Source organism: Streptosporangium vulgare, from assembly GCF_042428775.1.
GTDB lineage: Bacteria > Actinomycetota > Actinomycetes > Streptosporangiales > Streptosporangiaceae > Streptosporangium > Streptosporangium vulgare.
Map to the genome: position 1 here is coordinate 92453 of NZ_JBHMBS010000015.1, position 21488 is coordinate 113940.

At 71.5% G+C, this 21488-nt stretch carries 20 protein-coding genes; 10 read left to right on the forward strand and 10 right to left on the reverse strand.

Features of this window, described 5'->3' with window-relative positions; all coding sequences use genetic code 11:
• Positions 1-146 precede the first annotated feature (146 nt).
• The 4 genes from ACFFRH_RS27970 to ACFFRH_RS27985 form a co-directional block, all read right to left on the reverse strand.
• Complete coding sequence (locus ACFFRH_RS27970; RefSeq protein ID WP_386160728.1) at positions 147-1202, reverse strand: pectate lyase family protein; 1056 nt, start codon at positions 1200-1202, stop codon at positions 147-149.
• A gap of 11 nt (positions 1203-1213) precedes the next feature.
• The gene (locus tag ACFFRH_RS27975) at positions 1214-2263 is read right to left on the reverse strand and encodes a pectate lyase family protein (protein ID WP_386160730.1); all 1050 of its coding nucleotides are present in this window, start codon (positions 2261-2263) and stop codon (positions 1214-1216) included.
• 869 nt (positions 2264-3132) lie between these two features.
• Positions 3133-3438 (reverse strand): DUF5709 domain-containing protein, encoded by a 306-nt coding sequence (locus tag ACFFRH_RS27980; protein WP_386160732.1) that lies wholly within the window; start codon positions 3436-3438, stop codon positions 3133-3135.
• Positions 3439-3532: 94 nt separating this feature from the next.
• Positions 3533-4027, reverse strand: a complete 495-nt coding sequence (locus ACFFRH_RS27985; RefSeq protein ID WP_386160734.1) for an NUDIX domain-containing protein — start codon at positions 4025-4027, stop codon at positions 3533-3535.
• 126 nt (positions 4028-4153) lie between these two features.
• Here ACFFRH_RS27985 and ACFFRH_RS27990 point away from each other — a divergent pair, with 126 nt between their 5' ends.
• Positions 4154-5113 (forward strand): DUF2332 domain-containing protein, encoded by a 960-nt coding sequence (locus ACFFRH_RS27990; RefSeq protein ID WP_386160736.1) that lies wholly within the window; start codon positions 4154-4156, stop codon positions 5111-5113.
• A gap of 46 nt (positions 5114-5159) precedes the next feature.
• On the opposite strand, the gene ACFFRH_RS27995 is transcribed toward ACFFRH_RS27990, so the two are convergent.
• The gene (locus tag ACFFRH_RS27995) at positions 5160-5705 is read right to left on the reverse strand and encodes a GNAT family N-acetyltransferase (protein ID WP_386160738.1); all 546 of its coding nucleotides are present in this window, start codon (positions 5703-5705) and stop codon (positions 5160-5162) included.
• A 303-nt stretch (positions 5706-6008) separates the two neighbouring features.
• Positions 6009-7451, reverse strand: coding sequence for a glycosyl hydrolase (locus tag ACFFRH_RS28000; RefSeq protein WP_386160741.1), 1443 nt, complete (start codon positions 7449-7451; stop codon positions 6009-6011).
• A gap of 402 nt (positions 7452-7853) precedes the next feature.
• On the opposite strand from ACFFRH_RS28000, the gene ACFFRH_RS28005 reads away from it, so the two are divergent.
• Both ACFFRH_RS28005 and ACFFRH_RS28010 read left to right on the forward strand, forming a co-directional pair.
• Positions 7854-9053, forward strand: coding sequence for a sensor histidine kinase (locus ACFFRH_RS28005; protein WP_386160743.1), 1200 nt, complete (start codon positions 7854-7856; stop codon positions 9051-9053).
• A 40-nt stretch (positions 9054-9093) separates the two neighbouring features.
• The gene (locus ACFFRH_RS28010) at positions 9094-9756 is read left to right on the forward strand and encodes a response regulator (RefSeq protein ID WP_386160745.1); all 663 of its coding nucleotides are present in this window, start codon (positions 9094-9096) and stop codon (positions 9754-9756) included.
• A gap of 59 nt (positions 9757-9815) precedes the next feature.
• Here the strand turns inward: ACFFRH_RS28010 and ACFFRH_RS28015 are convergent, their stop codons facing one another.
• Together ACFFRH_RS28015 and ACFFRH_RS28020 are read right to left on the reverse strand one after the other, a co-directional pair.
• Positions 9816-10649 carry a helix-turn-helix transcriptional regulator gene (locus ACFFRH_RS28015; RefSeq protein WP_386160748.1) on the reverse strand — a complete coding sequence of 278 codons (834 nt, stop codon included), beginning with the start codon at positions 10647-10649 and terminating at the stop codon, positions 9816-9818.
• 41 nt (positions 10650-10690) lie between these two features.
• Positions 10691-11623 carry an SDR family oxidoreductase gene (locus ACFFRH_RS28020; protein WP_386160750.1) on the reverse strand — a complete coding sequence of 311 codons (933 nt, stop codon included), beginning with the start codon at positions 11621-11623 and terminating at the stop codon, positions 10691-10693.
• 258 nt (positions 11624-11881) lie between these two features.
• Between ACFFRH_RS28020 and ACFFRH_RS28025 the strand changes: the two genes are divergently transcribed.
• The 6 genes from ACFFRH_RS28025 to ACFFRH_RS28050 all read left to right on the forward strand — a co-directional run bounded on the left by ACFFRH_RS28025 (position 11882) and on the right by ACFFRH_RS28050 (position 17628).
• Positions 11882-12970 carry an AF_0692 family protein gene (locus tag ACFFRH_RS28025; RefSeq protein WP_386160752.1) on the forward strand — a complete coding sequence of 363 codons (1089 nt, stop codon included), beginning with the start codon at positions 11882-11884 and terminating at the stop codon, positions 12968-12970.
• Between the two features lie 124 nt (positions 12971-13094).
• On the forward strand, positions 13095-13682 hold the full coding sequence (locus tag ACFFRH_RS28030; RefSeq protein ID WP_386160755.1) for a TetR/AcrR family transcriptional regulator C-terminal domain-containing protein: 588 nt from the start codon (positions 13095-13097) through the stop codon (positions 13680-13682).
• A gap of 177 nt (positions 13683-13859) precedes the next feature.
• The gene (locus ACFFRH_RS28035; RefSeq protein WP_386160757.1) at positions 13860-14306 is read left to right on the forward strand and encodes an SRPBCC domain-containing protein; all 447 of its coding nucleotides are present in this window, start codon (positions 13860-13862) and stop codon (positions 14304-14306) included.
• Complete coding sequence (locus ACFFRH_RS28040; RefSeq protein WP_386160759.1) at positions 14303-14656, forward strand: ArsR/SmtB family transcription factor; 354 nt, start codon at positions 14303-14305, stop codon at positions 14654-14656. The genes ACFFRH_RS28035 and ACFFRH_RS28040 overlap by 4 nt, the downstream gene beginning before the upstream one ends.
• Positions 14657-15225: 569 nt before the next feature.
• Positions 15226-16650, forward strand: a complete 1425-nt coding sequence (locus tag ACFFRH_RS28045; protein ID WP_386160761.1) for an MFS transporter — start codon at positions 15226-15228, stop codon at positions 16648-16650.
• Positions 16651-16854: 204 nt separating this feature from the next.
• Positions 16855-17628 (forward strand): arylamine N-acetyltransferase family protein, encoded by a 774-nt coding sequence (locus ACFFRH_RS28050; RefSeq protein WP_386160763.1) that lies wholly within the window; start codon positions 16855-16857, stop codon positions 17626-17628.
• Between the two features lie 335 nt (positions 17629-17963).
• Here ACFFRH_RS28050 and ACFFRH_RS28055 read toward each other — a convergent pair whose 3' ends face one another.
• Entirely contained in the window at positions 17964-19742 is a 1779-nt protein-coding gene (locus ACFFRH_RS28055) for an ABC transporter ATP-binding protein (RefSeq protein ID WP_386160765.1), read from the reverse strand.
• A 78-nt stretch (positions 19743-19820) separates the two neighbouring features.
• Between ACFFRH_RS28055 and ACFFRH_RS28060 the strand changes: the two genes are divergently transcribed.
• Positions 19821-20237 carry a MarR family winged helix-turn-helix transcriptional regulator gene (locus ACFFRH_RS28060; protein ID WP_344743983.1) on the forward strand — a complete coding sequence of 139 codons (417 nt, stop codon included), beginning with the start codon at positions 19821-19823 and terminating at the stop codon, positions 20235-20237.
• A gap of 40 nt (positions 20238-20277) precedes the next feature.
• On the opposite strand, the gene ACFFRH_RS28065 is transcribed toward ACFFRH_RS28060, so the two are convergent.
• The gene (locus ACFFRH_RS28065; RefSeq protein ID WP_344743982.1) at positions 20278-21387 is read right to left on the reverse strand and encodes an amidohydrolase family protein; all 1110 of its coding nucleotides are present in this window, start codon (positions 21385-21387) and stop codon (positions 20278-20280) included.
• Positions 21388-21488: the final 101 nt, after the last annotated feature.

A 21488-nucleotide genomic window follows, 5' to 3' on the forward strand; every position in this document is an offset into this window, starting at 1 on the left:
TTCCGGGGAGTTCCGGAGGGGGCGAGGGGAGTGCCGGGGAGCTTCCGAGGGAGGTGCGGGGGAGGGTTCCGAGGGAGGTGCGGAGGGGAGGGGGTGTCCGCCCGCCGGTGGGGGGAGTCCGGCGGGCGGCTACCCGGGGGAGGGGGTCAGCAGCCGATCTTCCCGACACCGGCGCCGGCGGACACGGTCGCCGGGACGGTCGCGGGGTCGTCGACGGTGTACGGGTAGTACGTGCGCGGCTCGACGACGGTGCCGGCCGTCTGGGGGGTGCCGGAGCCGACGTAGCGGTTGTTCCGCTCGACCACCCGGCCGGGACCGCTCTTGTCGTAGCCCACGTAGATCGGGTGGGCGACGTTCTCGAAGTAGTTGCCCTCGACGAGCACCCCGGCGTTCTCGGTGGACGCGACGCCGTACAGCGCGTTGTTCCGGTAGTAGTTGTTGAGGACGTGGACCGGGTCGGCGAAGCGCACCCGGGGGTGGCGCTGGTCGGTGCCGTCGAAGAAGTTGTGGTGGTAGGTGACGCGCAGCTTCCCGATGTCGGCGGTGTAGTTGTCCGAGTGGCCCAGCAGCGCCGACTTGCTGTGGTGGTGGAAGTGGTTCCACGAGACCGTGACGAAGTCCGACTCCCGCTTGATGTCGAGCAGGCCGTCGTAGCCGTCCGAGAGGTCGTTGTGGTCGATCCACACGTGGTGCGCCTTGTTCGTGACGCTGATCGAGTCGTCCTCGGCGCCGGTGAACCGGATGTTCCTGATGATCACGTTGTTGCCCGGCCGGGTCGTCGAGCCGAGCTGGAGCCCGCCGCCGGTGATCTCGGCGGTCGTGCCCACGCCGAGGATGCTCTTGTTCGCGACCACGGTGAGCATGCCGGACACCTGGATGCGGCCGGACACCTGGATCACGTACGCGCCGGCCCTGCCGACGTAGTCCTTCAGGGCCGCGGCCGTGGTCACGGTGACGACGGGGCCTCCGGCGCCGCCGGTGGTGCCGTTCTGGCCGAGGGCGTTGACGGTGGCGAAGCCGGTCGGCGTGCCGGTGCAGGCCGCGGCGAGCCTCCCCGCCGTCTCCCCCGCTCTCGCGGTGGTCGTACCCGAGGCGGCGCCGGCGGCGCCACCCGTGCCGGCGAGCGCGGCGACCAGGAGCATCGCGGTGACGGCCGAGCGGTGGCGGCGGGGGTGGCGGTGGGGGCGGTGTCCGGTGTTCATCGTCGTCTCCATCAGATCTTCCCGACGCCGGCACCGGCGGGCACGATGGTCGGCACCGCGGAGGCCGGATCCGCGCCGTAGGAGTAGTAGGTGCGCGGCTCGGTCACGGTGCCCCGGGTCTCGATGGCGTGGTTGCAGTCGACCAGGATGTTGCCGCGTTCGACCAGGCGCCCGAGGTCCCCGCTGAACTCCACCCGTCCGGGGTTGTTGACGCTGTAGAAGTAGTTGTTCTCGACCAGCACCCCGGCGTTGTACGTGGACGCGATGCCGTAGCTGTTGTCCCGGTAGTAGTTGTTGTAGACGTGCACGACGTCCGCGAAGCGCACCCGGGGGTGGCGCTGGTCGGAGGCGTCGAAGAAGTTGTGGTGGTAGGTGACGCGCAGCCGGCCGATGTCCTGCGGGCCCGCGTCCTCGTCGTGGGAGAGCAGCAGCGTCTTGTCGTGGTCGTGGAACCTGTTCCAGGAGACGGTCACGAAGTCCGAGCCGCGCTTGATGTCGACCGCGCCGTCGTCCCCGTTGGAGAAGTCGTTGTGGTCGATCCAGACGTGGTGGCTGAACATCTGCACGTTGATCATGTCGTCGGTGGCGCCGGAGAACGCGATGTTGCGGATGATGATGTTGTGCACGGCGTTCGCGGGCGGCGAGGTGACGGAGTCGCTGACCGGCAGGCCGATGTTCAGGCCGCCGCCGACCAGCGCGGCGTTCGCGCCGACCCCGATGATCGTCTTGTCCGACGTGACGTTGTGCATGCCGTCGCTGGAGCCGGTGGGCAGGGTGATCCGGCCGGTGACCTGGATGACGTACGGCCCGGGGCGGGCGATGTAGTCGAGGAACTGCGCGGTCGTGGCCGCGGTGACCGTGGGGCCTCCGGCGCCGCCGGTGGTGCCGTTCTGGCCGAGGGCGTTGACGGTGGAGAAGCCGATCTGGGCGTTGACCGGGTCCGCGTACCGCGTGGTTCCGGTCGCGGCCACGGCCGGGCCGATCAGGGCGGAGATCAGGAGCGTGACGGCGGTGAGGATGAGTGCCGTACGCGGGCCGGTCCCGGGGGCGGAACGCGGCACCGGGGGGAGGGATCGGGCCGGTGGAGGGGGAGTGGATCTGGGGGGCACGTGTTCTCTGCTCTCTGCGCGCGGTCGCGGTCGCGGCGGCGTGCGGTCAGGCGGCAGCGTTAAGCCGGGAGAGGAGTACGGGATGTCCGCGGTGCGCGGCTCGTCGGCGCGCCGTCCCCGGTCTCCGAAGCGGATCTCCGGTACGGACTCCAGTACGGATTTCCGGCACGGAAACGGTGCGCGGGTCGCGTGGGGAGGCGGTGCGTTCCCACCGCGCGGCGGTCGTCGTCTCGCCGGGCCGGTCCGCCCGTGGGGTGAGGCCGCGCGGCGCGCCGTGGGAGGTGAGGCGGGAGTGGTCACCGCACTCGGGAGAAAGGGGGCTCGGGTCAGTGCGCTGCTATGGCATCGCCACCTTCCAGCGGGTGGGGCGCTTCCCGGCGAGGCGCTAGGAAAGCGCTTTCCAGACGGGCCCGAGTTTATGTTTCCAACAAGTTTCTGTCAATGCTCCCAGGGTGGTGTTGGGAGGTGCGGAGCGTGCCCGGGGTTGGGGGTGACGTACGGCGCGCGGGGAGGCGCGGAGGGGGCGCCACGGGTGCGCGGAGGGGGAACCGTTCCGGCGTGCGGGGTTCGGGCCGGGAAGCCGTTCCGGCGTGCGGGGGACGGGAGGGAAATCGTCCCGGCGCGCGGGGTGCGGGGGTGGCGATCATTCCGGCGTGCGGGGGTGGGGCGGGGAGCCGTTCCGATGTGCCGGTGTGTGTTCCGGTGTGCCGGTGTGCGGACGCGGGGCCGTTCGCCCCGGGCCTCGTCGTGCCGGTGAGGCCCGGGACGCGCCCGGTGATTCGTGATCGGTTCGCGAGGTGCCGGGATCCCCGGAGGGACTCTCAGGTCTCGCGGTACTCGATGTCGGGCTCGATGTGGACGGCGCGCTCCTCGGCGGACAGGTCGCCGTCGTCGAGGCCCACCTCCGAGGCGTACTCCTCGGAGGTCTCGTCGGGGCTCAGCCCCTCGTCCGGCGCCACCAGGCGGGTCCCGTCGCGCGGGACCCGCTCGCGGTCCGGTGCCTCGCGCCGGAGGCGCTCGTCGAGGGTGTCCTGGTGCTCGTCGTCGTGTTCGACGATCTCGTGGTTGAGACCGAGGTCGTCGGTCCACTCCTCGACCTCGATCGCCTGCTCGTCACTCAGACCCACGCGGTCTGGGGGTGTTTCGGTCATACCGCGGCCCTACCCGTTTTATCGCCTTAAATCCCAGGTCAGATCTCCGTGGAGCCCGTGATCGGGTTTCTCAGCCGCCGGCGCCCGGGAGATCGCCCGGCAGGTAGACGGGGGACTGGTTCTCGCGGGCCAGGCGCCCGGCGGCGAGGCGGGGCGCGATGTGCGCCGGGAGGAGGGGAGCCGCGGTGTCCCAGGGCAGGAACGCCACCTCGTCCAGCTCCTCGGCCTGCAGCCGTATGCGGGCGGGATCCTCCAGGACACCGCCGTCGAACATGAAGTTGATCAGCCCGCGAGGGCGGTCCTTCGCCGGTGGCGTCCAGTGGACCACGAGCAGCTCACCCGCCTTGACGGACACGCCGAGTTCCTCGACCACCTCGCGCATGGCGCCGTCGTGGGGCGCCTCGCCCTCCTCGACGATCCCGCCGGGGAAGTTCCAGCCGGGCCGGTAGTTGGGCTTGACCAGCAGGACGCGGTCTTCCGGGTCGGTGAGCAGCATGCAGGCCGAGACGAACACGCTGGGCAGGGTGGCGTACCAGGCGGCGGGGTCGGGATAGGGCTCGCTCATCCCTGCCACGCTACCTCCGCGACGGGCCGGTCACGGGCGGACCCGCCGGTTCGTCCGCCGGGAAGGGGCTCTTCTCGCCGGGCGCGTGAGACGATCCCGGCGAGGAAGGCGAGGGAGAGGAGAGGGTTGGACACCGCTGAGCTGTACCGGAGATTCGCGGTCCGGGAGGTCCGGGGGCATTCCCCGGCGTACGAGGACCTGGCGCTGGAGATCGCCGCCGACGCGCGGCTGCTGGCCCTGATCGACGGGCTGCCGCCGATCAAGCGGCAGCCGAACCTGCTGCTGGCCTCGGTGAGGTTCCTCGGCGGCCCGCACGCCGACTTCGGCCGGTTCCGGGAGTGGGTCGTCCGGCACTGGGCGGAGTTGCGGGAGACGGTGCTCGCGCGCAGGACGCAGACCAACGAGGCAGGGCGGTGCGCGACCCTGCTGCCGGTGCTCGCGGGCCTCACCGGGCCGCTGGCCCTGGTCGAGGCGGGGGCCTCGGCGGGGCTGTGCCTCTACCCCGACCGCTACCGGTACCGCTACGACGACCGGCCGGTTCTCGGTCCCGAGGACAGTCCCGTCGTGCTGGCCTGCCGCACGAACGGCAGGGTTCCGGTGCCCACGCGGGTGCCGGAGGTGGTGTGGCGGGCCGGTCTCGACCTCAATCCCCTGGACGTGCGCGAGGAGGAGACGTCGCGCTGGCTGGAGTGCCTGGTCTGGCCGGGCCAGCACGAGCGGCTGGCGCGGCTCCGCGGCGCCGTCCGGATCGTCCGGGAGGACCCACCCCACCTGGTCAAGGGCGATCTCAACGAGACCCTCCGCGACCTGGTCGCCTCGGCGCCGCGGGAGGCCACGGTGGTCGTGTTCCACAGCGCGGTCCTGCCGTACCTGGAAGAGGGGGAACGGGACCGGTTCGTGGCGGCCGTGCGGGGCCTGCCCGTGCGGTGGATCTCCAACGAGGGCTCGCCCAGGCTGCCCTCGGTGCTCGCCGGGCTCGGGCGTGACCTTCCCGAGGACCGCCTGGCGTTCCTTCCGGCGCTGGACGGGAGGCCGGTCGCGATGGCCGGGCCGCACGGGGAGTGGCTGGACTGGCTCGACACCTGACCCTCGACGGCCGGTCTTCCCCGTTTGGAGAGGCGCGGCCTCTCGTTCAGCCGAGTTTCTTGACCAGGAGTTCCATCTCCAGGTCGTCCCGGGTCGGCATGCCGACGGTCTCGTCGTCGTAGGGGAAGGGGATCATCTCGCCGGTGCGGGTGTAGCCGCGGCGCACGTACCAGGCCAGGAGCTCCTCGCGCGCCGAGATCACCGTCATGCGCATCTCGCCCACGCCCCAGGTGTCGCGGGCGAAGCGCTCGGCCTCGGCGAGGACCGCCCTGCCGAAGCCGCCGCCCTGCAGGGTGGGGCGTACGGCGAACATCCCGAAGTAGGCGTATTCGCCCCGATGCTCGACCTGGCAGCAGGCGACGATCTCGTCTCCCGCCTCCATGACGATCATGTGGCTTCCCGGTTTCTCCAGCTCGGCGGTGACGTTCTCGGCGTTCGTCCGCCGCCCGCCCAGCAGGTCCGCCTCGGTCGTCCATCCGGCGCGGCTCGACTCCCCCCGGTACGCCGAGTCGACCAGGAGAACCAGGGCGGGCACGTCTGCGACGGTGGCCACGCGGAAGGTCGGCCGCGTGGTCCGGGAGGGGCTGTTCATGCGGATGATCCTCTCAACAGATGGTGGGATGTACGCGAACATCGGATCACCTGATCCCGCGAATCATACCTAGATAGGGTTTTTGCCCTTTTTCTTCGTATCGAGAGTCCTTCGTGTCGAGCGGAGGAGTAGCGAGCGGAGAGCACGGCCGTGTCATCCCTGATCGGGCCGCCGTCGAACGGCTCGGCCCCGGGACCCGGACCGGTGGGCGAAAAGGGTCCGGCCCGCGCGAGACAGGACTCGCGCGGGCCGGACCGCGGGGAGGCCGCGGACCCGTGCCCGGGTCCGTGGCGATGACCTAGATCACTCGGCCGCCTGGAAGGCGCGGCCCGCCGGGGTGGCGACGCCGTTGCTCCGGAACAGGCCGCTGTTGGGCTCGGTGTCGGAGGAGGGCAGGCCGAACCAGGCGTAGCGCTGCACGTACGGCAGGGAGGCCAGCATCTTGGCGGACGCGGTGACGAAGGCGGCCTGCTGCGCGTCCGTGGGGAAGCGGACGCCGTTCGAGAAGTCGATCAGGGCGAACTCGGTGAGCCAGATCGGCTTGCGGTAGCGCTCGTACACGGCCTGGATGTACGACTTGAGCTGGCCGACCGCGGCCTCGGTGCGGAAGTCGCCGCCGTACCAGTGCAGGGTGATGAAGTCGACGCGCTGGTTCTTCTGGGCCGCCCCGGTCATGAACCGGTCCAGCCAGCCGCCCGCCCGGTCACCGCCCCAGGCGACGGCGGGGCTGCCGACCTTCAGGCCGGTCGCGGTGAGCCTCGGCCACAGTGACAGCGCCTGCTCCACGCTCATGTTGGACTGCTCGGCGAAGTCCGGCTCGTTGAAACCGAGCAGGTAGGGAGAACCGGCGTTCTTCGCCTGGGCGAGGTTCTGGTCGGTGACGCCGGCGGCTCCCCAGATCATCGGGACGAACTCCGTCCCCTTGGGGGTGGTGACGCCGTTGTGGTTCGTGGACCACGTGTAGTACCAGTCCGCGCCGGAGGCTTCGAGGGCCGCGCTGACGTTGGGCGCCTGCCACACGCCCACGCCCTTCTTGCCGGAGGTTCCCGTGGGAGGAACCTCGGGGACCGGCGTGGTCGGGGTCTTGCTGGGAGTGGCGCTCGGGGTGGAGCTCGGGGTCGGCCTGGTCGGGGTGGCGCTGGGGGTGGGGCTCGGCGTGCGGCTCGGACTCGAACTCGGGGTCGGCCTGGTGGGGGTGGCGCTGGGCACGGGGGTGGTCGAGCCCTTGCCGAAGACCTGGAACTCCCAGAGCGAGACGCCGTACTGGCTGGACCGCTTGGTGGCGTGGAGCCGCACGTACCGGCCGGTGGCCGACACGTCGAGGGTCTGCACGCCGCCCTTGCCCGCGGTCGTGCTGTGGATCGTCTTCCACTGGCCGCCGCCGGAGGACGTCTGGATCCGGAACGCGGTGGCGTAGGCGCGCTCCCAGTTCAGCACGATCTTGCTGATCGCGGTCGGCCTGCCCAGGTCCACCTGCAGCCACTGGGGGTCGCTGAACTTGCTGGACCAGCGGGTGCCGCTGTCGCCGTCGACCGCGGCCGCGGCGGACAGGTCGCCTCGCTCGGCCGAGGAGGCGACGGCCGCCCTGCCCTGCGACACGGGCGCGTCGGCCGCGCCCGCGGGGAGGGCGCCGTGCACCACGGAGGCGCCCATGACGGCCACCAGCGCGCTGACGAGCGCGGCGCGGCGTACGTGACGACCAGCCGTGCGACCTGCTGCGACACCACGCGGAACAGTCTCACTCATAGGGATGGGGTCCTTCGTACGGGAAGTGGGGATCGGACGTTGTCGGCGTATCGGGAGGCGTGCCGGATGGGCCGGACCGCGGATTTCCTGTCGGTCGTGTCCGGTGTCCGGACGTGCTCGCTCCTGTACAGGAGACCGGCGGGCGGGCCGGGGACAACAGAAATCCGGAAAAGGGCTCCATGGGTTTTCGCCGCTGCCGCTGCCGCTGCCGTCGCCGTCGCTGACTCGCTCGCATCGCATCGCGTCACATCACGTCGTGTCTTGATCGTGTCGCATCGCGTTGCTTCGCTCAATTTCGTCCTGCTTCGCCGTGCTTCGCCGTGCTTTGTCGTGCGCCGTCCGCGTCGCCTCACACCGTTCGGGCTCGCGGTGGGGCGGTGACCGATCTGCGATACTCCGGAAGTGCGCCGTTCGTCCCGCAGCCCACTCCGGTTGGTCGCCGACGTCGCCGTCTCGCTCGTCGTGGGGCTGTATCTGGTCGCCCTGGTGATGGACGAGGTGGTGCCGCGCGCCGGGCCGCTGGTGATCCTGGGGATGATCGCGGGTGCGGCGCAGGGCGTGGCGCTGTGGTGGCGGCGTTCCCATCCGGTGCCGGTGATGGTGATCGCGCTCGCCGGAGGGGCCCTCGTCCACTTCCTCGCGCCGCAGGGGATCTTCCCGTTCGCGGGCCTCGTCGCGCTCGGTTCGCTGGCCGCCGTCCGGCCGCCCCGCGTGTCGCTGCCCGCGCTCGCGGCGCTGCTCGCGCTGACCGCGCTGAACTTCCTCACCGCCTCCAGCGAGGAGGCGCAGTTCGCGATGGTGTTCCCGGTCGTCGCCTGGGCGCTCGGTGAGGTCGTGCGCAACCGGCGTGTGGCGATCGACCAGGAGTCGCGCAGGGCGGTCAGCGAGGAGCAGGCGCGGATCGCCCGGGAGCTGCACGACGTGATCGCGCACAGCGTCTCGGTCATCGTGGTGCAGGCGGCGGCCGCCGACGACGTCTTCGACGAACGCCCCGACCAGGCGCGCGCCGCGCTGCGCTCGATCGAGGCGGCGGGGCGCGACGCGCTCGGGGAACTGCGCCGGCTGCTGGCCGTGGTACGGCCGGGTGAGGGAGAGGAGTCGACTCCGGGGCCGGGACTGGACCGGCTCGGGGAGCTCGTGGAGCCGTTCCGCGCCGCCGGTCTGCGGGTCGCGGTGCGCAGCGAGGGCATCGGCGCCGACGGTGCGCTGCCGTCCGGGATCGACCTCTCCGCCTACCGGATCGTCCAGGAGGCGCTCACCAACACGCTGCGTCACGCGGGCGCCCGCCGCGCGGAGGTGACCGTGAGGGCCGCCGCGGGGGTGCTCGAACTGGACATTCTCGACGACGGGCGCGGGAGCGGGGGTGGAGACACCCCGGGGATTGAGGGGAGTGGCGACGGCGGCGCCGGTCACGGGACCGCGGGGATGCGCGACGGTGGTGCCGGTCACGGGATCGCGGGGATGCGCGACGGTGGTGCCGGTCACGGGATCGCGGGGATGCGCGAGCGCGCCGCGATGCTCGGCGGCACTCTCGACGCGGGCCCGCTACCCGGCGGCGGGTTCCGCGTCCGCGCCCGCCTGCCGTTGGGAGCGTCGCGATGATCGTCCGTGCCTTCGCTCGCCTGCCGCTGCGGGCGGTGCGATGAGCATCCGGGTACTGGTCGCCGATGACCAGGCGCTGGTCCGCGGGGGTTTCCGGATGATCCTGGAGGCCAGGGCGGATCTCGAGGTGGTCGGCGAGGCCGGGGACGGCCGGGAGGCCGCGACCCTGGTCGAGCGGCTGAGGCCGGACGTCGTCCTGATGGACGTGCGGATGCCCGGCGTCGACGGGCTGGAGGCGACCCGGCGGATCGTCGCCTCGGGGAGTCCGGCCCGGGTGATCGTCCTGACCACCTACGACGTCGACGAGTCCGTGTTCGCGGCCCTGCGCGCCGGGGCGAGCGCCTTCCTGCTCAAGGACGTGCGGCCCGCCGAGCTGGTGGAGGCGATCCGCGTGGTGGCGCGCGGCGACGCGCTGCTCGCGCCGTCGGTCACCCGCAGGCTGCTCGACCGCTTCGTCACCGTCCTGCCCGATCCCGATGGCTCACCGCCCGATCTCGGCTCGCTGACCGGGCGGGAGGTCGAGGTGCTGCGGCTGGTCGCGCTCGCCCTGTCCAACGCCGAGATCGCCGAACGGCTCGTGCTCACCGAGGCCACGGTCAAGACGCATGTCTCCTCGGTGCTGCGCAAGCTCGGCCTGCGCGACCGGGTCCAGGCCGTCGTGCTCGCCTACGACGTGGGACTCGTGCGCCCGCGCTCCGGCTGAACGAGGTCCAGGTCCTCCGGACAGCCCTGACGGGGGCGGGTCAGACGCGCGGGGGTGGATCAGGCGCGCAGGTCGCCGACGGCCGGGAGCAGCTGGAGCTTCTCGTGGCTCTCGCTGCCCGGTACGGCGGTGAAGACCAGCAGCATCTGGGACTGGTCGGGATCGACCAGGGTCTGGCAGTGCAGTTCCAGCAGGCCGAGCCGCGGGTGCAGGATGCGCTTCGCCCCGCAGAACGGGCCCAGGACGGGGTGCTCGTGCCAGATCCCGGCGAACCGCGGGCTCGCCGCCAGCAGCGCGTCGACCAGCGCGGCCGCGCGCGAACCCTTGCCGCCCCGGGTGTACGCGTCGCGCAGGCTGGCCGTGAAGAGGCGGTCGTGCGTCGGATGGTCCTCCTCGGGATAGATCAGCCGCGCGGCCGGGTCGGTGAACCAGCGGTAGTGCATGCTGCGTGCCATCCCGGTGTGGACGCTCTCGTCGCCCATCAGCGCCACCGCGAGCCGGGTCTGCCTGAGCGTCTCGCCGAGATGGCTCATCACCTGGGCGGGCGTGTCCTCCAGCCGGTCGAAGATGCGCATCATCCCGGGGTTGATGTGGTCGCCGCGAAAGACCCGTCGCGGGGTGGCGTGGCCCGCGAGGCGGAACAGGTGGTCGCGCTCCTCAAGCGAGAGGTGCAGTCCCCGGGCGATCGCGGCGAGCATCTGCTCGGACGGTTTGGGCCCGCGTCGCTGCTCGATCCGGCCGTAGTAGTCGGCGGACATGCCGCACAGCGCGGCGACCTCCTCGCGCCGCAGCCCGCCGGTGCGTCGCCGTCGTCCGCGAGGCAGCCCGACGTCCTCGGGTTGCAGCGCCTCCCGCCGGGTGCGCAGGAACTCGGCCAGCTCGGCCCTGTCCATGTGGTGAGTCCCCCTTTCCGGGAACGGCCGTCGCGAAATCTTCAGGCGGCGGCGAATTCGACCCCGGCGAGCCGCTCGGAGACGTCCCAGAGCCGGGCCGCGGCGGCCTCGTCACGGGCCGGTTTGTAGACGGTCAGCTCGGTCGGGCCCCCGGTGAACTGGCCGAAGCCGTCGGGTCCGTAGAAGCGGCCGCCCTGCGCCCGCGGGTCGGTGGCCGCGTACAGGGCGGGGAGGGCGCCCCTGTCGACGGTCTGCACGAACAGGCCCACCCGGGAGAGCCGCGTCATGATCGCCTCAAGCGGCGAGGGACGCTCGCGGCCCAGGTTGGGGCCGGACGCGTAGAGGTTCGTCAGGGTCGTGCCGGGGTGCGCGACGTTGCTGACGAGGCCCCAGCCGCCGGCCCGGCTGCGCCGGTCGAGCTCCAGGCCGAACATCAGGTTGGCCAGCTTCGACAGCCCGTACGAACGGATCGGGGAGTACTTCCGCTCGCTTTGCAGGTCGTCCCAGTCGATCCTGGCGTTGCGGGCGGCGCTGCTCGACATGGTGGTGACGCGGGCCCGGCCGGCGCGCAGCAGCGGCAGGATCCCGCCGACCAGCGCGACGTGGCCGATGTGGTTCGTGCCGAACTGCAGCTCCAGGCCGTCGGCCGTGGTGTGCCGGGTGGCCGGTGACATGACGCCGGCGTTGTTGATCAGGATGTCGATCGGCCGGTCCTCGGCGTTCAGTTTCTCCGCGAGCGCCGCCACGGAGGCCAGCGAGGCCAGATCGAGTTCGCGGAGGGAGACCACGGCTCCGGGAGCCGCCGCGCGGACACGCGCGACGGCCGCCTCGCCCTTGACGGGGTTGCGGACCGGCAGCACGAGTTCGGCGCCCGCCCGGGCCAGGCGTACGGCCAGGCCGAGGCCGACACCGTCACTCGCGCCGGTCACCACGGCGAGCTTCCCGGTCAGATCGGGCACAGACACGTCTTTCATGATAACTCCCTGGTCAAAGGGCATTTCCGGTCGAAGTAAGCGTCGCAAAGGCCACGATGCCGGTCCATGTCGCACTTATCCACGGATCACTTGTCCCTGGGTAAGCGGGTGAACGGGTGAACGGGTGAGCGGCCCGGCGCGTGCCGCCGTCTCCGTCCGAGGAGGGAGAGGCGCGGCCGGGCTCCGTCCGGAGGAGGGGGTGAAGGCCGCTCCCGCGTTCGATGTGCGCGGGGGCGGTCCGCACCTAGCGTCACCGCCATGACCGGAAACCCTCCCGACGGCCGGCGCCCCGCAGCCCGGACGACCCAGATATCTGAGACGCCCCAGGCGACCCAAGCGGATCAGGCGGCTCCCGGCGCACGCCTCGGGACGCCGCGTCGCGTCGCACCCGCCCTCGGGCTGTTCCTCCTCTCCCCGCTGGTCGCCGAGTACCTGCTCGGCAACGTCGCCTCGTCCGAGATCTGGGGCCTGGTGATCCTCGCGCCGATGTACGGCGGCGGTGCGATCATCATCCGTGAGGTGGTCCGGCGCACCGGGCGCGGCTGGCCGACGCTCCTCCTGCTGGCGTGCGCGTACGGCGTGCTCGAGGCGGCCCTGATCGACCAGACCCTCTTCAACCCCGCTCCGCTGTTCGAGGACGACGTCTCCCGTGGCGCCACCCTCATCCCGGCGCTGGGTCTCAGCGCCGGCAACGCCGTGGGGTTCACCGCCGGACACGCCATCTGGAGCATCGGCGTCCCGATCGTCCTCGTCGAGACCCTGGTGCCCCGCCGCGCCACCACCCCCTGGCTGGGCATACCCGGCCTGATCATCACCTGCGTGGTGTTCGTCCTCGGCTCCCTCGTCCTCTTCGGCGGCATACGCGACGAGAGCGGATTCATGGCGTCGCCGCCGCAGCGGATCGGCGCCGCCGTCGTGGTCGTGCTCCTGGTCGCCGTCGCGTTCCTGGCCGGACGGCGTCCCGGCCCGGTGACGGACGGGCTGCCGCCGCGACCCTGGCTGGTGGGGACGGCGGGGTTCGTCGCGTCCGCGGCGTTCTTCCTCCGCCCCGAGGACTGGTGGGGGACCGCCGCGGGCGTCGCGCTGCTCGCCGGGGCGACGGTCGTGATCGGCCGGTGGTCGCGACGCGACGGCTGGGGCGCCGCGCACCGGCTCGCGCTGGCGGGTGGCGCGCTGCTGACCTACGGGTTCGGCGGTTTCCTCCTGCTCATGCTGCACGGCACCGCGAACACCGCCAACCTGGCCGGCCAGGTGATCCTCGTCCTCGGCGCGCTCGCCCTCTTCCTCGCGGCCTGCCGGACCGCGGCCGGGGCGGCCGGGGCGCGAGGAACGGCCGAGGTGGGGTGACCCAGGCGCGTTCCGCGCAGTGAACACGAGGTGATCTTCTGGAGCCCGGTACGTGCGGAGCCGGGGCCGAGCGTTCGGCGTCACGTGAAGTTATCGTCGGTAACGGGACGTGGGGAGGCAACGGATGCGACACACGCGGGCCACGGTGATGCGGACGGCGCTACGACTGCTCGACGAGCTGGGGCTCGACGGCCTGACCACGCGCAGGCTCGCGCAGGAGCTCGACGTGCAGCCATCCGCGCTGTACCGCCACTTCGGCGGCCAGCGGGAGCTGCTCGACCACATGGCCGCGACCATGGTGGAGGACGCGTTCGCCCACCTGGCCCGCCCCGGACCCGGCCAGGACTGGGCCGACTGGCTCGCCGAGCGGGGGCGGGCGCTGCGCCGGAGCCTGCTGTCCCGCCGCGACGGCGCGCGGCTGCACATCGGCGCCCGGCCCGTCGGGAACCAGGACGCGGTCTCCGACTCCGCGATCGAGGTGCTCGGCGAGGCGGGCTTCCCTCCGGAGGACGCCCGACGGGTGGTCCTGGTCGTCAACCGCTACACCGTCGGGTGGGCCGTCGAGGAGCAGGCGGGCGCCGAGAGGCGGGCGCCGGGGGAGTGTCGCGAGAGGGCCGACGCCGATTTCGAGTACGGGCTGAGCGTGATCATGGCGGGTCTGCGCGCACACCTGGACGGTGTCCGCACGCGCCCGGACGGCAAGGACCGCTGACGCGGGCCGCTTCCGTCCGGGCTGTGGTCGCCGAACTCCTGGACCAGCGCGAACGCGCGGGGCGGACCACCGGTCAGCGCCCGACGGCCGATCGAAGTGCAACTCCAGGGTTGCGCCTGAAAGATTGATGTGCAACTCTTGGGTTGCATCTAATGGCGACGGCGAAGGAGTCTCCGCATGAGCGAGGATCGAATCGAACGCGAAACCCTGATCGCGGCATCCCTGGAGCGGGTCTGGTCGCTGGTGGCCCAGCCCGGGTTCTGGGTGGCCGACAAGGGGAGCCTGTCCGGCACCGAGGCCAGGGAAGGCGAGTCGATGGTGGCGAAGAACGCGGAGCACGGCGACTTCCCGGTGCGCGTGGAGAAGGTCGAGCCGCCGACGTACCTGGCGTACCGCTGGGCCAGCGCGTTCCCCGGAGAGGAGTTGCGCGAGGACAACAGCACCCTCGTGGAGTTCACGCTGACCCCGGAGGGCGACAAGACGAGGCTTCGTGTCGTCGAGAGCGGGTTCGCCGCGCTGGCCGGGTCCGAGGAACTGCGCGGCCAGGCGCTGAAGAACAACACCGACGGCTGGCCCCTGGAGCTCGACGCGCTCAAGGCGCGTGTCGAGCAGTCATCCGTGTGACGGACGAGCGTCGCGGCCCCGTCGAGCCGGTCGACAGCGTCCTCGTCGCGCTGGCCGACCCGACACGACGTCTGCTGCTCGATCTGCTCGCCGAACGAGGCGAGGCCACCGCGACGACGCTCGCCGAAGGACTCCCCGTCTCGCGGCAGGCGGTGGTCAAGCACCTCGCCGTCCTGGAATCCGCCGGGCTGGTCTCCGGCAGCCGGGTCGGACGCGAGGTGCGGTACGTGGTGCGGCCCGCGGCCCTGGACACGGCGGGGCGATGGATGACCGCGCTCGCGGCCGACTGGGACAGGCGGCTGGCGAACATCAAGCGTGTCGCCGAAGAGGCGGAGCGGGATTCGCGCTAGCACTCTGGCCGGGGGCCGACGTCTTCCCCGGCCAGAACACCTTCCTGTGAACGTGACGGGCTGACGGCTCGTCGGGCGGCATGGGTTCGTGTCACATCCGTTCGTGCCCATCTGGCCGGGGCGCGTCGAGCCCGCCACGAAAAACGGATGCCGAAGCGAGGCCGGAGGTAGGGGAGCCGGAGCCGCCGCCCCGACCGGGTGAGCGCCATCGGGGGCATCGAGGCGCGGCGGCGGGCGCGAGACCGGACATGGGGCCGGGCGTGAGCCGCTCGGTCCGGCCGGAGGGAAGAACTCGGGGAAGAACGGACGGTCGGCCGCCAGGCCACCGGGCCGCTGATCGGCCGTGCCAGATGGGCCGTGCCAGAACGGTTACGCCAGAACAGCCGTGCCACGTCGTACGGGTCGTGCCGCGTGGGCTGCGGCGGCAGCTCTTCCGGCGTCGATGGGATCCGGATGGGATCCGCGATGCCCCGCGAGAACAGGAACACCTCGTCATGTGAGCCAGGCGCCGGCTGGACGGCGTGCTGACCGTTGACGACATCGGGCTTTTGAGGAAAGGGAATCGTCTCTTGACCACCTACACGACCGCGCCCCCGCGTTTCGGCGGCAGGCAGCGGCTGATCCTGCTCGTTCTGCTCGGTGCGGGGTTCATGATGTCCGTCGACTTCTCGATCCTGAACGTCGCGCTGCCGGAGGTCGGCGCGGGCGTCGGGCTGGGACTGGCCGGGCTTCCCTGGATCACCTCCGCGTACGCCCTGCCCGCGGCCGGTTTCACCCTCCTGTTCGGCCGGTTGGCGGACCTGTTCGGCCGCCGCAGGCTGTTCCTGTCCGGTGTGGTCGTGCTGACCGGGGCCTCGTTGCTCGGTGGCCTCGCGTCCAACCCCGAGATGCTCCTGACCGCACGAGTGCTGCAGGGCTTCGCCACCGCGATGGCGATTCCCGCGGCGTTGTCACTGCTCACCACCACTTTCACGGAAGGCACGACGCGCGACCGCGTCCTCGGCCTCAACGGCGCGCTGCTCTCCGGCGGCTTCACCATCGGCGCCCTGGCCGGCGGCACCCTCGTCAGCCTGCTGAGCTGGCGGGCCGCGTTCTTCATCAACGTCCCGGTCGCCCTGGTCATCCTGCTGCTCACCCCCTTCCTGATCGGCGAGAGCCGCCTGCCCGACCGGGTGAGGCCGGACCTGCCGGGAGCGGTGACCGTGACCGGTGGCCTGCTGGCCGTGATCTACGCGGCCATCGAGAGGAACATCCTCTCGGCCGTCGTCGGCGTGCTGCTGCTGGCCGCGTTCTGGGTGATCGAGCTGCGCTCGCCCGCGCCGCTCATCCCGGTGCGCATCCTCAGGCGGCCCACGGTGAAGTGGGGTAACTACGCGGGGTTCGTGGTCTTCACCATGGAGACCGCCATGATCTTCCTGATGACGATCTACCTGCAAAAGACCTTGGGCTTCTCCCCGCTGGCCACCGGTCTGATCTTCGGCATTCCGGGACTGGCGTCCGTGGCGGCGGGGGTGATCGCCGGGCGCCTCATCGGGCGCTTCGGCAGCCGTCAGGTCCTGACCGTGGGCCTGGCCGTGCAGGGCCTGACGACCCTGCCGCTGGTGTTCCTCGGCACCGGCCAGGTAGCGCTCGCGGTCGTGATCCCCGCGCTGTTCATCGGGTTCTTCGGCCACGTGACCTCCATCGTGGCGTACACGGTGACCGGGACCTCGGGGTTGCCGGACGAGGAGCAGGGCCTGGCCACGGGCCTGACCTCGATGACCCAGCAGGTGGCCATCACCATCGGCATCCCGGTCCTGAGCGCGGTCGCCGCGACGCAGAGCGTGGAGCTGACCGGCATCCGGCTCGCGCTGAGCGTGAACGTGGCCGTGACCCTCGTCAGCGTGGCTCTTGTCTGGTTCGGGCTGCGTTCGCGCGGCGAGCGTCACGAGGCGAGGGCGGCCGTACCGGTGCCGGAGGAAGCCCGTAAGGAACCGGTCACGTGCTCTGACTGAACCGGCAGGACCGGGCGCCGCCGGACCCGTCGCCACTCGGCGCGCGTCGAGGAGCTCAACCCGTATCGAGGAGCTCAACGTGGATCGGGGAGCTCAACCCGTATCGAGGAGACGGCTCGACGGCGAGGCGATCGCGGTACTCGCACCGAGTGGAAGGTGCTCTTCGGTGGAGGGACCGGCGGCGGCACGTGGTTTGCTTGCCTCATGGACGCATCGCAGATCACTCACTACCTGGACAGGCTGGGCGCGACCCGGCCCGCGAAGCCGGATGTCCAGAGCCTGCGTGCCCTGCAACTCGCGCACCTGAAAGCGGTGCCGTTCGAGAGCCTGAGCATCCATCTCGGCGAGGAGATCTCGCTCGAACCCGACGCGCTGTTCGACAAGGTCGTCGGCCGTCGTCGCGGAGGCTTCTGCTACGAGTTGAACGGGTTGTTCGCGGAGTTGCTGACCGCGCTCGGCTACCGGGTGACGCTGCTGGCCGCCCGGGTCTTCAACGGCGCCGTGCCGGGGCCGCTCTTCGACCACCTGGCGCTGCGCGTCGATCTCGACGACGAGCCGTGGCTGGTCGACGTCGGGTTCGGGGACTTCTCCGACGGGCCGCTGCGGCTCGACGGGCGCGCGGAGCAGCGGGACGGCGGGGGCGTGTTCCAGATCGGGCCCGCTCCCGGTGGCCACGGCGACCTCGACATCACGCACAACGGCGACCCGGCCTACCGGCTGACCGCCCGGCCGTACGAGCTGAAGGACTTCGTCCCGACGTGCTGGTGGCAGGCGACCTCCCCGCGGTCGCACTTCACCAGGTCGCCGGTCTGCTCGATCCGTACGGGCCGGGGCCGGACCACGCTCCGCGACCGCAAGCTGATCCGGACCGTGGACGGCGAGCGCACCGAGCGCGTCCTGGACGAGACCGAGCTCCTGCCCGCCTACCTCGACCACTTCGGCATCACGCTCGACCGGATCCCGTCCGCCGGAGCGTGACCCTCCGTTCAGGTCCCGCCCGGTGACGAGGGTGGGGACGAGCCGGGGGGGCAGTGGGCGATGGCTGCGGCGCGCTGTCAGGCGCTCTGGCGCTCCTCGCTCTTGCTCGTGCGGATCTGCTGGATCCGTTGCTTGCTCAGTCCCAGCAACTCCCCGATGTCGGGGTCCGACAGGCCGAGCCCGGCCAGTTGGTCGACACGAGCCCTCGCCGTTCTGGTGTAGTCGTCGGCGATCGCGGCGGCCCGTCGCTGGAGCTCGGCGAAATCGTTGGTGAGAATCCGACGGGAACGACCGGCCTGGCGGACTCTCCGGTGGATGGCGGAACGCGACCCGGGTCAGGCGGAGGTGAGGGAGCGGTCGCGGTTGACGAGGGCGGCGTAGGGGCCGTCGGCCGCGAGGAGCTCGTCGTGGGTGCCGCGTTCGACGACGCGGCCGTGGTCGATGACCACGATCTGGTCGGCGTCGCGGATCGTCGACAGGCGGTGGGCGATCGTGATGGTCGTACGGCCGTGTGACAGGGTGTCCAGGGCCTCCTGGACGGCGCGCTCGGTCTGGGTGTCGAGGGAGCTGGTGGCCTCGTCGAGGATGAGCACGGGCGGGTCGCGCAGCAGGGTCCTGGCGATGGCGAGGCGTTGCTTCTCGCCGCCGGAGAAGCGGTAGCCGCGCTCGCCGACCACGGTGTCGTACCCGTCGGGCAGCGACGCGATGTGGTCGTGGATCCGGGCGGCCCGCGCGGCCGTGACGATCTCCTCGTCGGTGGCCGACGGCCTGGCGAACCGGAGGTTGTCGGCGATCGAGGAGTGGAACAGGTAGGTCTCCTGCGAGACCACGCCGACCGTCTCGGCCAGGGACTCGAAGGTGAGGTCGCGCACGTCCACCCCGTCGATCGTGACCCGGCCGCTCGTCACGTCGTACAGCCGGGGCAGCAGGTAGCTCAGCGTGGTCTTGCCCGAGCCGGTCTCGCCGACCACGGCCAGGGTGGTGCCCGCGGGGACGGTCAGGTCGACGTCCGACAGGGTCGGGACCTCGCCGTAGGAGAAGTCGACGTGCTCGAAGCGGATCTCGCCGCGTACGGTCTCCGGTGTGCGGGTGCCGGGGTGGATGTCCACCGGCAGGTCCAGATACTCGAAGATCCGGCCGAACAGCGCCAGGGAGCTCTGCACGTCGACGCCGAGCCGCAGCAGTGACACGGCGGGCCGGAACAGGTTCATCTGGAGGGTGGTGAAGGCGACGACGGTGCCGATGGAGACGGCCGAGGTGAGCCCGGTGGCCCAGTAGATCACCGCGGGCATCGCCGCCATGATGATCTGGATGGTGGACTGCCGCCAGCGCCCGGCCATGCTGGAACGGACCTCCAGGTCGGCCAGCTCGTCCGAGGCGGCCGAGAACCGCCCGGTGAGCTCGGGGCCGCGGCCCATCGTCCGGCCCAGCAGGATGCCGCTGATCGACAGCGACTCCTGGACCATCGACGAGATGGCGGCCATCTTCCGCTGCCGCTCGGAGGTGATCTTCCTGCGCTCCCGGCCGACCCTGCGGCTGATCGTGACGAAGACGGGGAGCAGCAGCAGCGACACGATGGTGAGCCGCCAGTCCAGCACCAGCATCGCGACGATCGTCGCGACCACGGTGGTCAGGTTGGAGACCATCGAGGCCGCGGTGGAGGTGACCACCAGCTGCATGCCGCCGATGTCGCTGGCGATGCGCGACTGCACCTCGCCGGTCCGGGTGCGGGTGAAGAAGGCCATGGACATGCGCTGCAGGTGACCGTAGACGCCGGTGCGCAGGTCGTGCATGACGCGCTGGCCGACCCCGGTGGAGATCAGCGTCTGGACGACGTCGAGCACGCTGGTGACGACGGCGACCGCGACCATGCCGAGCGCGAGCAGCGTGAGCAGGCCCGTCCTGCCGTGCGGGATCGCGTCGTCGAGTACCGAGCGGAGCATGAACGGCGAGGCGAGCGAGACGAGTGAGGACAGCCCGATGAGGGCGCCCACGACGGCGAGGCGACCCCGGTAGGGGCGGAACAGGCCGACGACGCGCCGCAGGGGCGCGCGGGGTTCGTCGTTCATGCCGGGTGTTTCGTGCCGTACGGCACTTTCGGTTTGTTCGGTCATGGAACTCCTTTGCGATGTTTACTCAAACAGAGGTTACCTCACATTCATTCCGGGCGGCACTGGGATAAGTTCGGCGCTGTGGAGACGGAACTGGCCGACCTGGTGCACGGCGTCGGCCATCGACTGCGGCGGGGGTACGGCGAGCGGCTCGGCCCGCTCGGCCTGAGCCCCGGCCAGGCGCGGGCGCTTCGGGTCATCGTCGACTCCGAGCCGCCGCTGAAGATGGTGCAGCTCGCCGAGAGGCTGCGGATCGTGCCGCGCTCGGTGACCCCGGTGGTCGACGCCCTGGAGGAGGCCGGGCTGGTCCGCCGCGAGGTCGATCCCGCCAACCGCCGCTCCACCCTGCTCGTGGTCACCGGCGAGGGCCGCGAGAGGTACGAGCGGGTGCGCGAGGCGCGCAGGCGGGTGGCCGAGGAGCTGTTCTCGGTGCTCACCGCCGAGCAGCAGGACCGGCTCAGGGAGCTGCTGAGCACGGTCGACGCCGAGTCCGCCTGACCGCTCCGGACACGGTGCCCGGCGCCCCGCCGGGCGACGGTCAGGCCGGACGCCTGCTCTCCGCGTCACCGGCTTTCACGGCGTTCACAGTGTTCACGGGATTCGCGCCGTTCGTGGCGTCACCGGTGTTCGCGGTCTCGTCCAGGCGCCAGCGCGCCCGGCCGCCCACGAAGGTGGCCACGCACCGGCCGGGTCCCTCGTGCAGCAGGAGGGTGCAGGCGTCCCGCTCGTCGCCCTCCACGGCGAAGACGGCGAAGTCCGCGCGGCCGCCCCGTTCCAGGGAGCCCAGGCGGCCGGGACCCTCGGCCATGCCCAGCGCCCGCGCGCCGCCCAGTGTCAGCGCCTCGACCAGGAGCCTGTCGTGTCCCGGCGCGTGGGAGAGCGCGCGGGCGGCCGACAGCGGGTCGCCGCCCGTACGGGTGCCGACGGCGATCGCGCTCCCGCCGTCGAGGAGACCCTCGGCGGCGAACGGCGACGAGATGGCGATCACCGTGCCGCGGACCCCGAGGAGCTTGCGGTCGGCCTCGTCCAGCGGGCCGGAGATCGCGACGTGACAGCCCGCGCCGAGCACTCCCACCTCGTCGAGGAACCCGACCGGATGGCGGCCGGGCTCGGCGTGCAGCCGGAGCCCGAACGTCCGCGACAGGACGGCGAGGTCCTCCATGACGTGGGGGTCGGGGGAGTGGGCGGCGATGCCGATGACACCCGGGTGGTCGACCTCGCGGATCGAGGTGATCAGCCGGTCGCGCCCCTCGGACTCCCAGCGCTCCTCGTCCTCGCAGCGGGTCTCCAGGTAGGTCACCCCGTCCAGCCCGGCCTCGCCGAGGGTGGAGGCGGCGTCGAGGTCCGCGGCGACGCCTCCCACCGCGGTGACGCCGTGGACGTACGGCGCGTCGGACGCCCTGTCGAGCCGGAGGTTCGCGTCGATCAGCCCCGGCACGATCATGCCCGGCCAGCGGACCGGGGAGAGGAGGGGGTGGGCGGCCTCGATCTCGGCGCGCGGCCCGACCCGGGCGATCCGGTCGCCCCTGACGACGATCGCCCCGTCCCTGATGGGAGGGCCCGTGACGGGCAGGACCAGGGGGGCGCAGTGGACGGAGACGGTTCCCCGGGCGCGCGTGCCGATGATCCGCCCGGCACGCGTCGACATAGGCACTCCTGTGAGTTCGTCCCCTTTGGAGAGGTTAAGGGGAGCGACGGTAGATCTCAAATGCATCTCTGGTAAACGTCTTCCTACCTTCCTGACAGAAG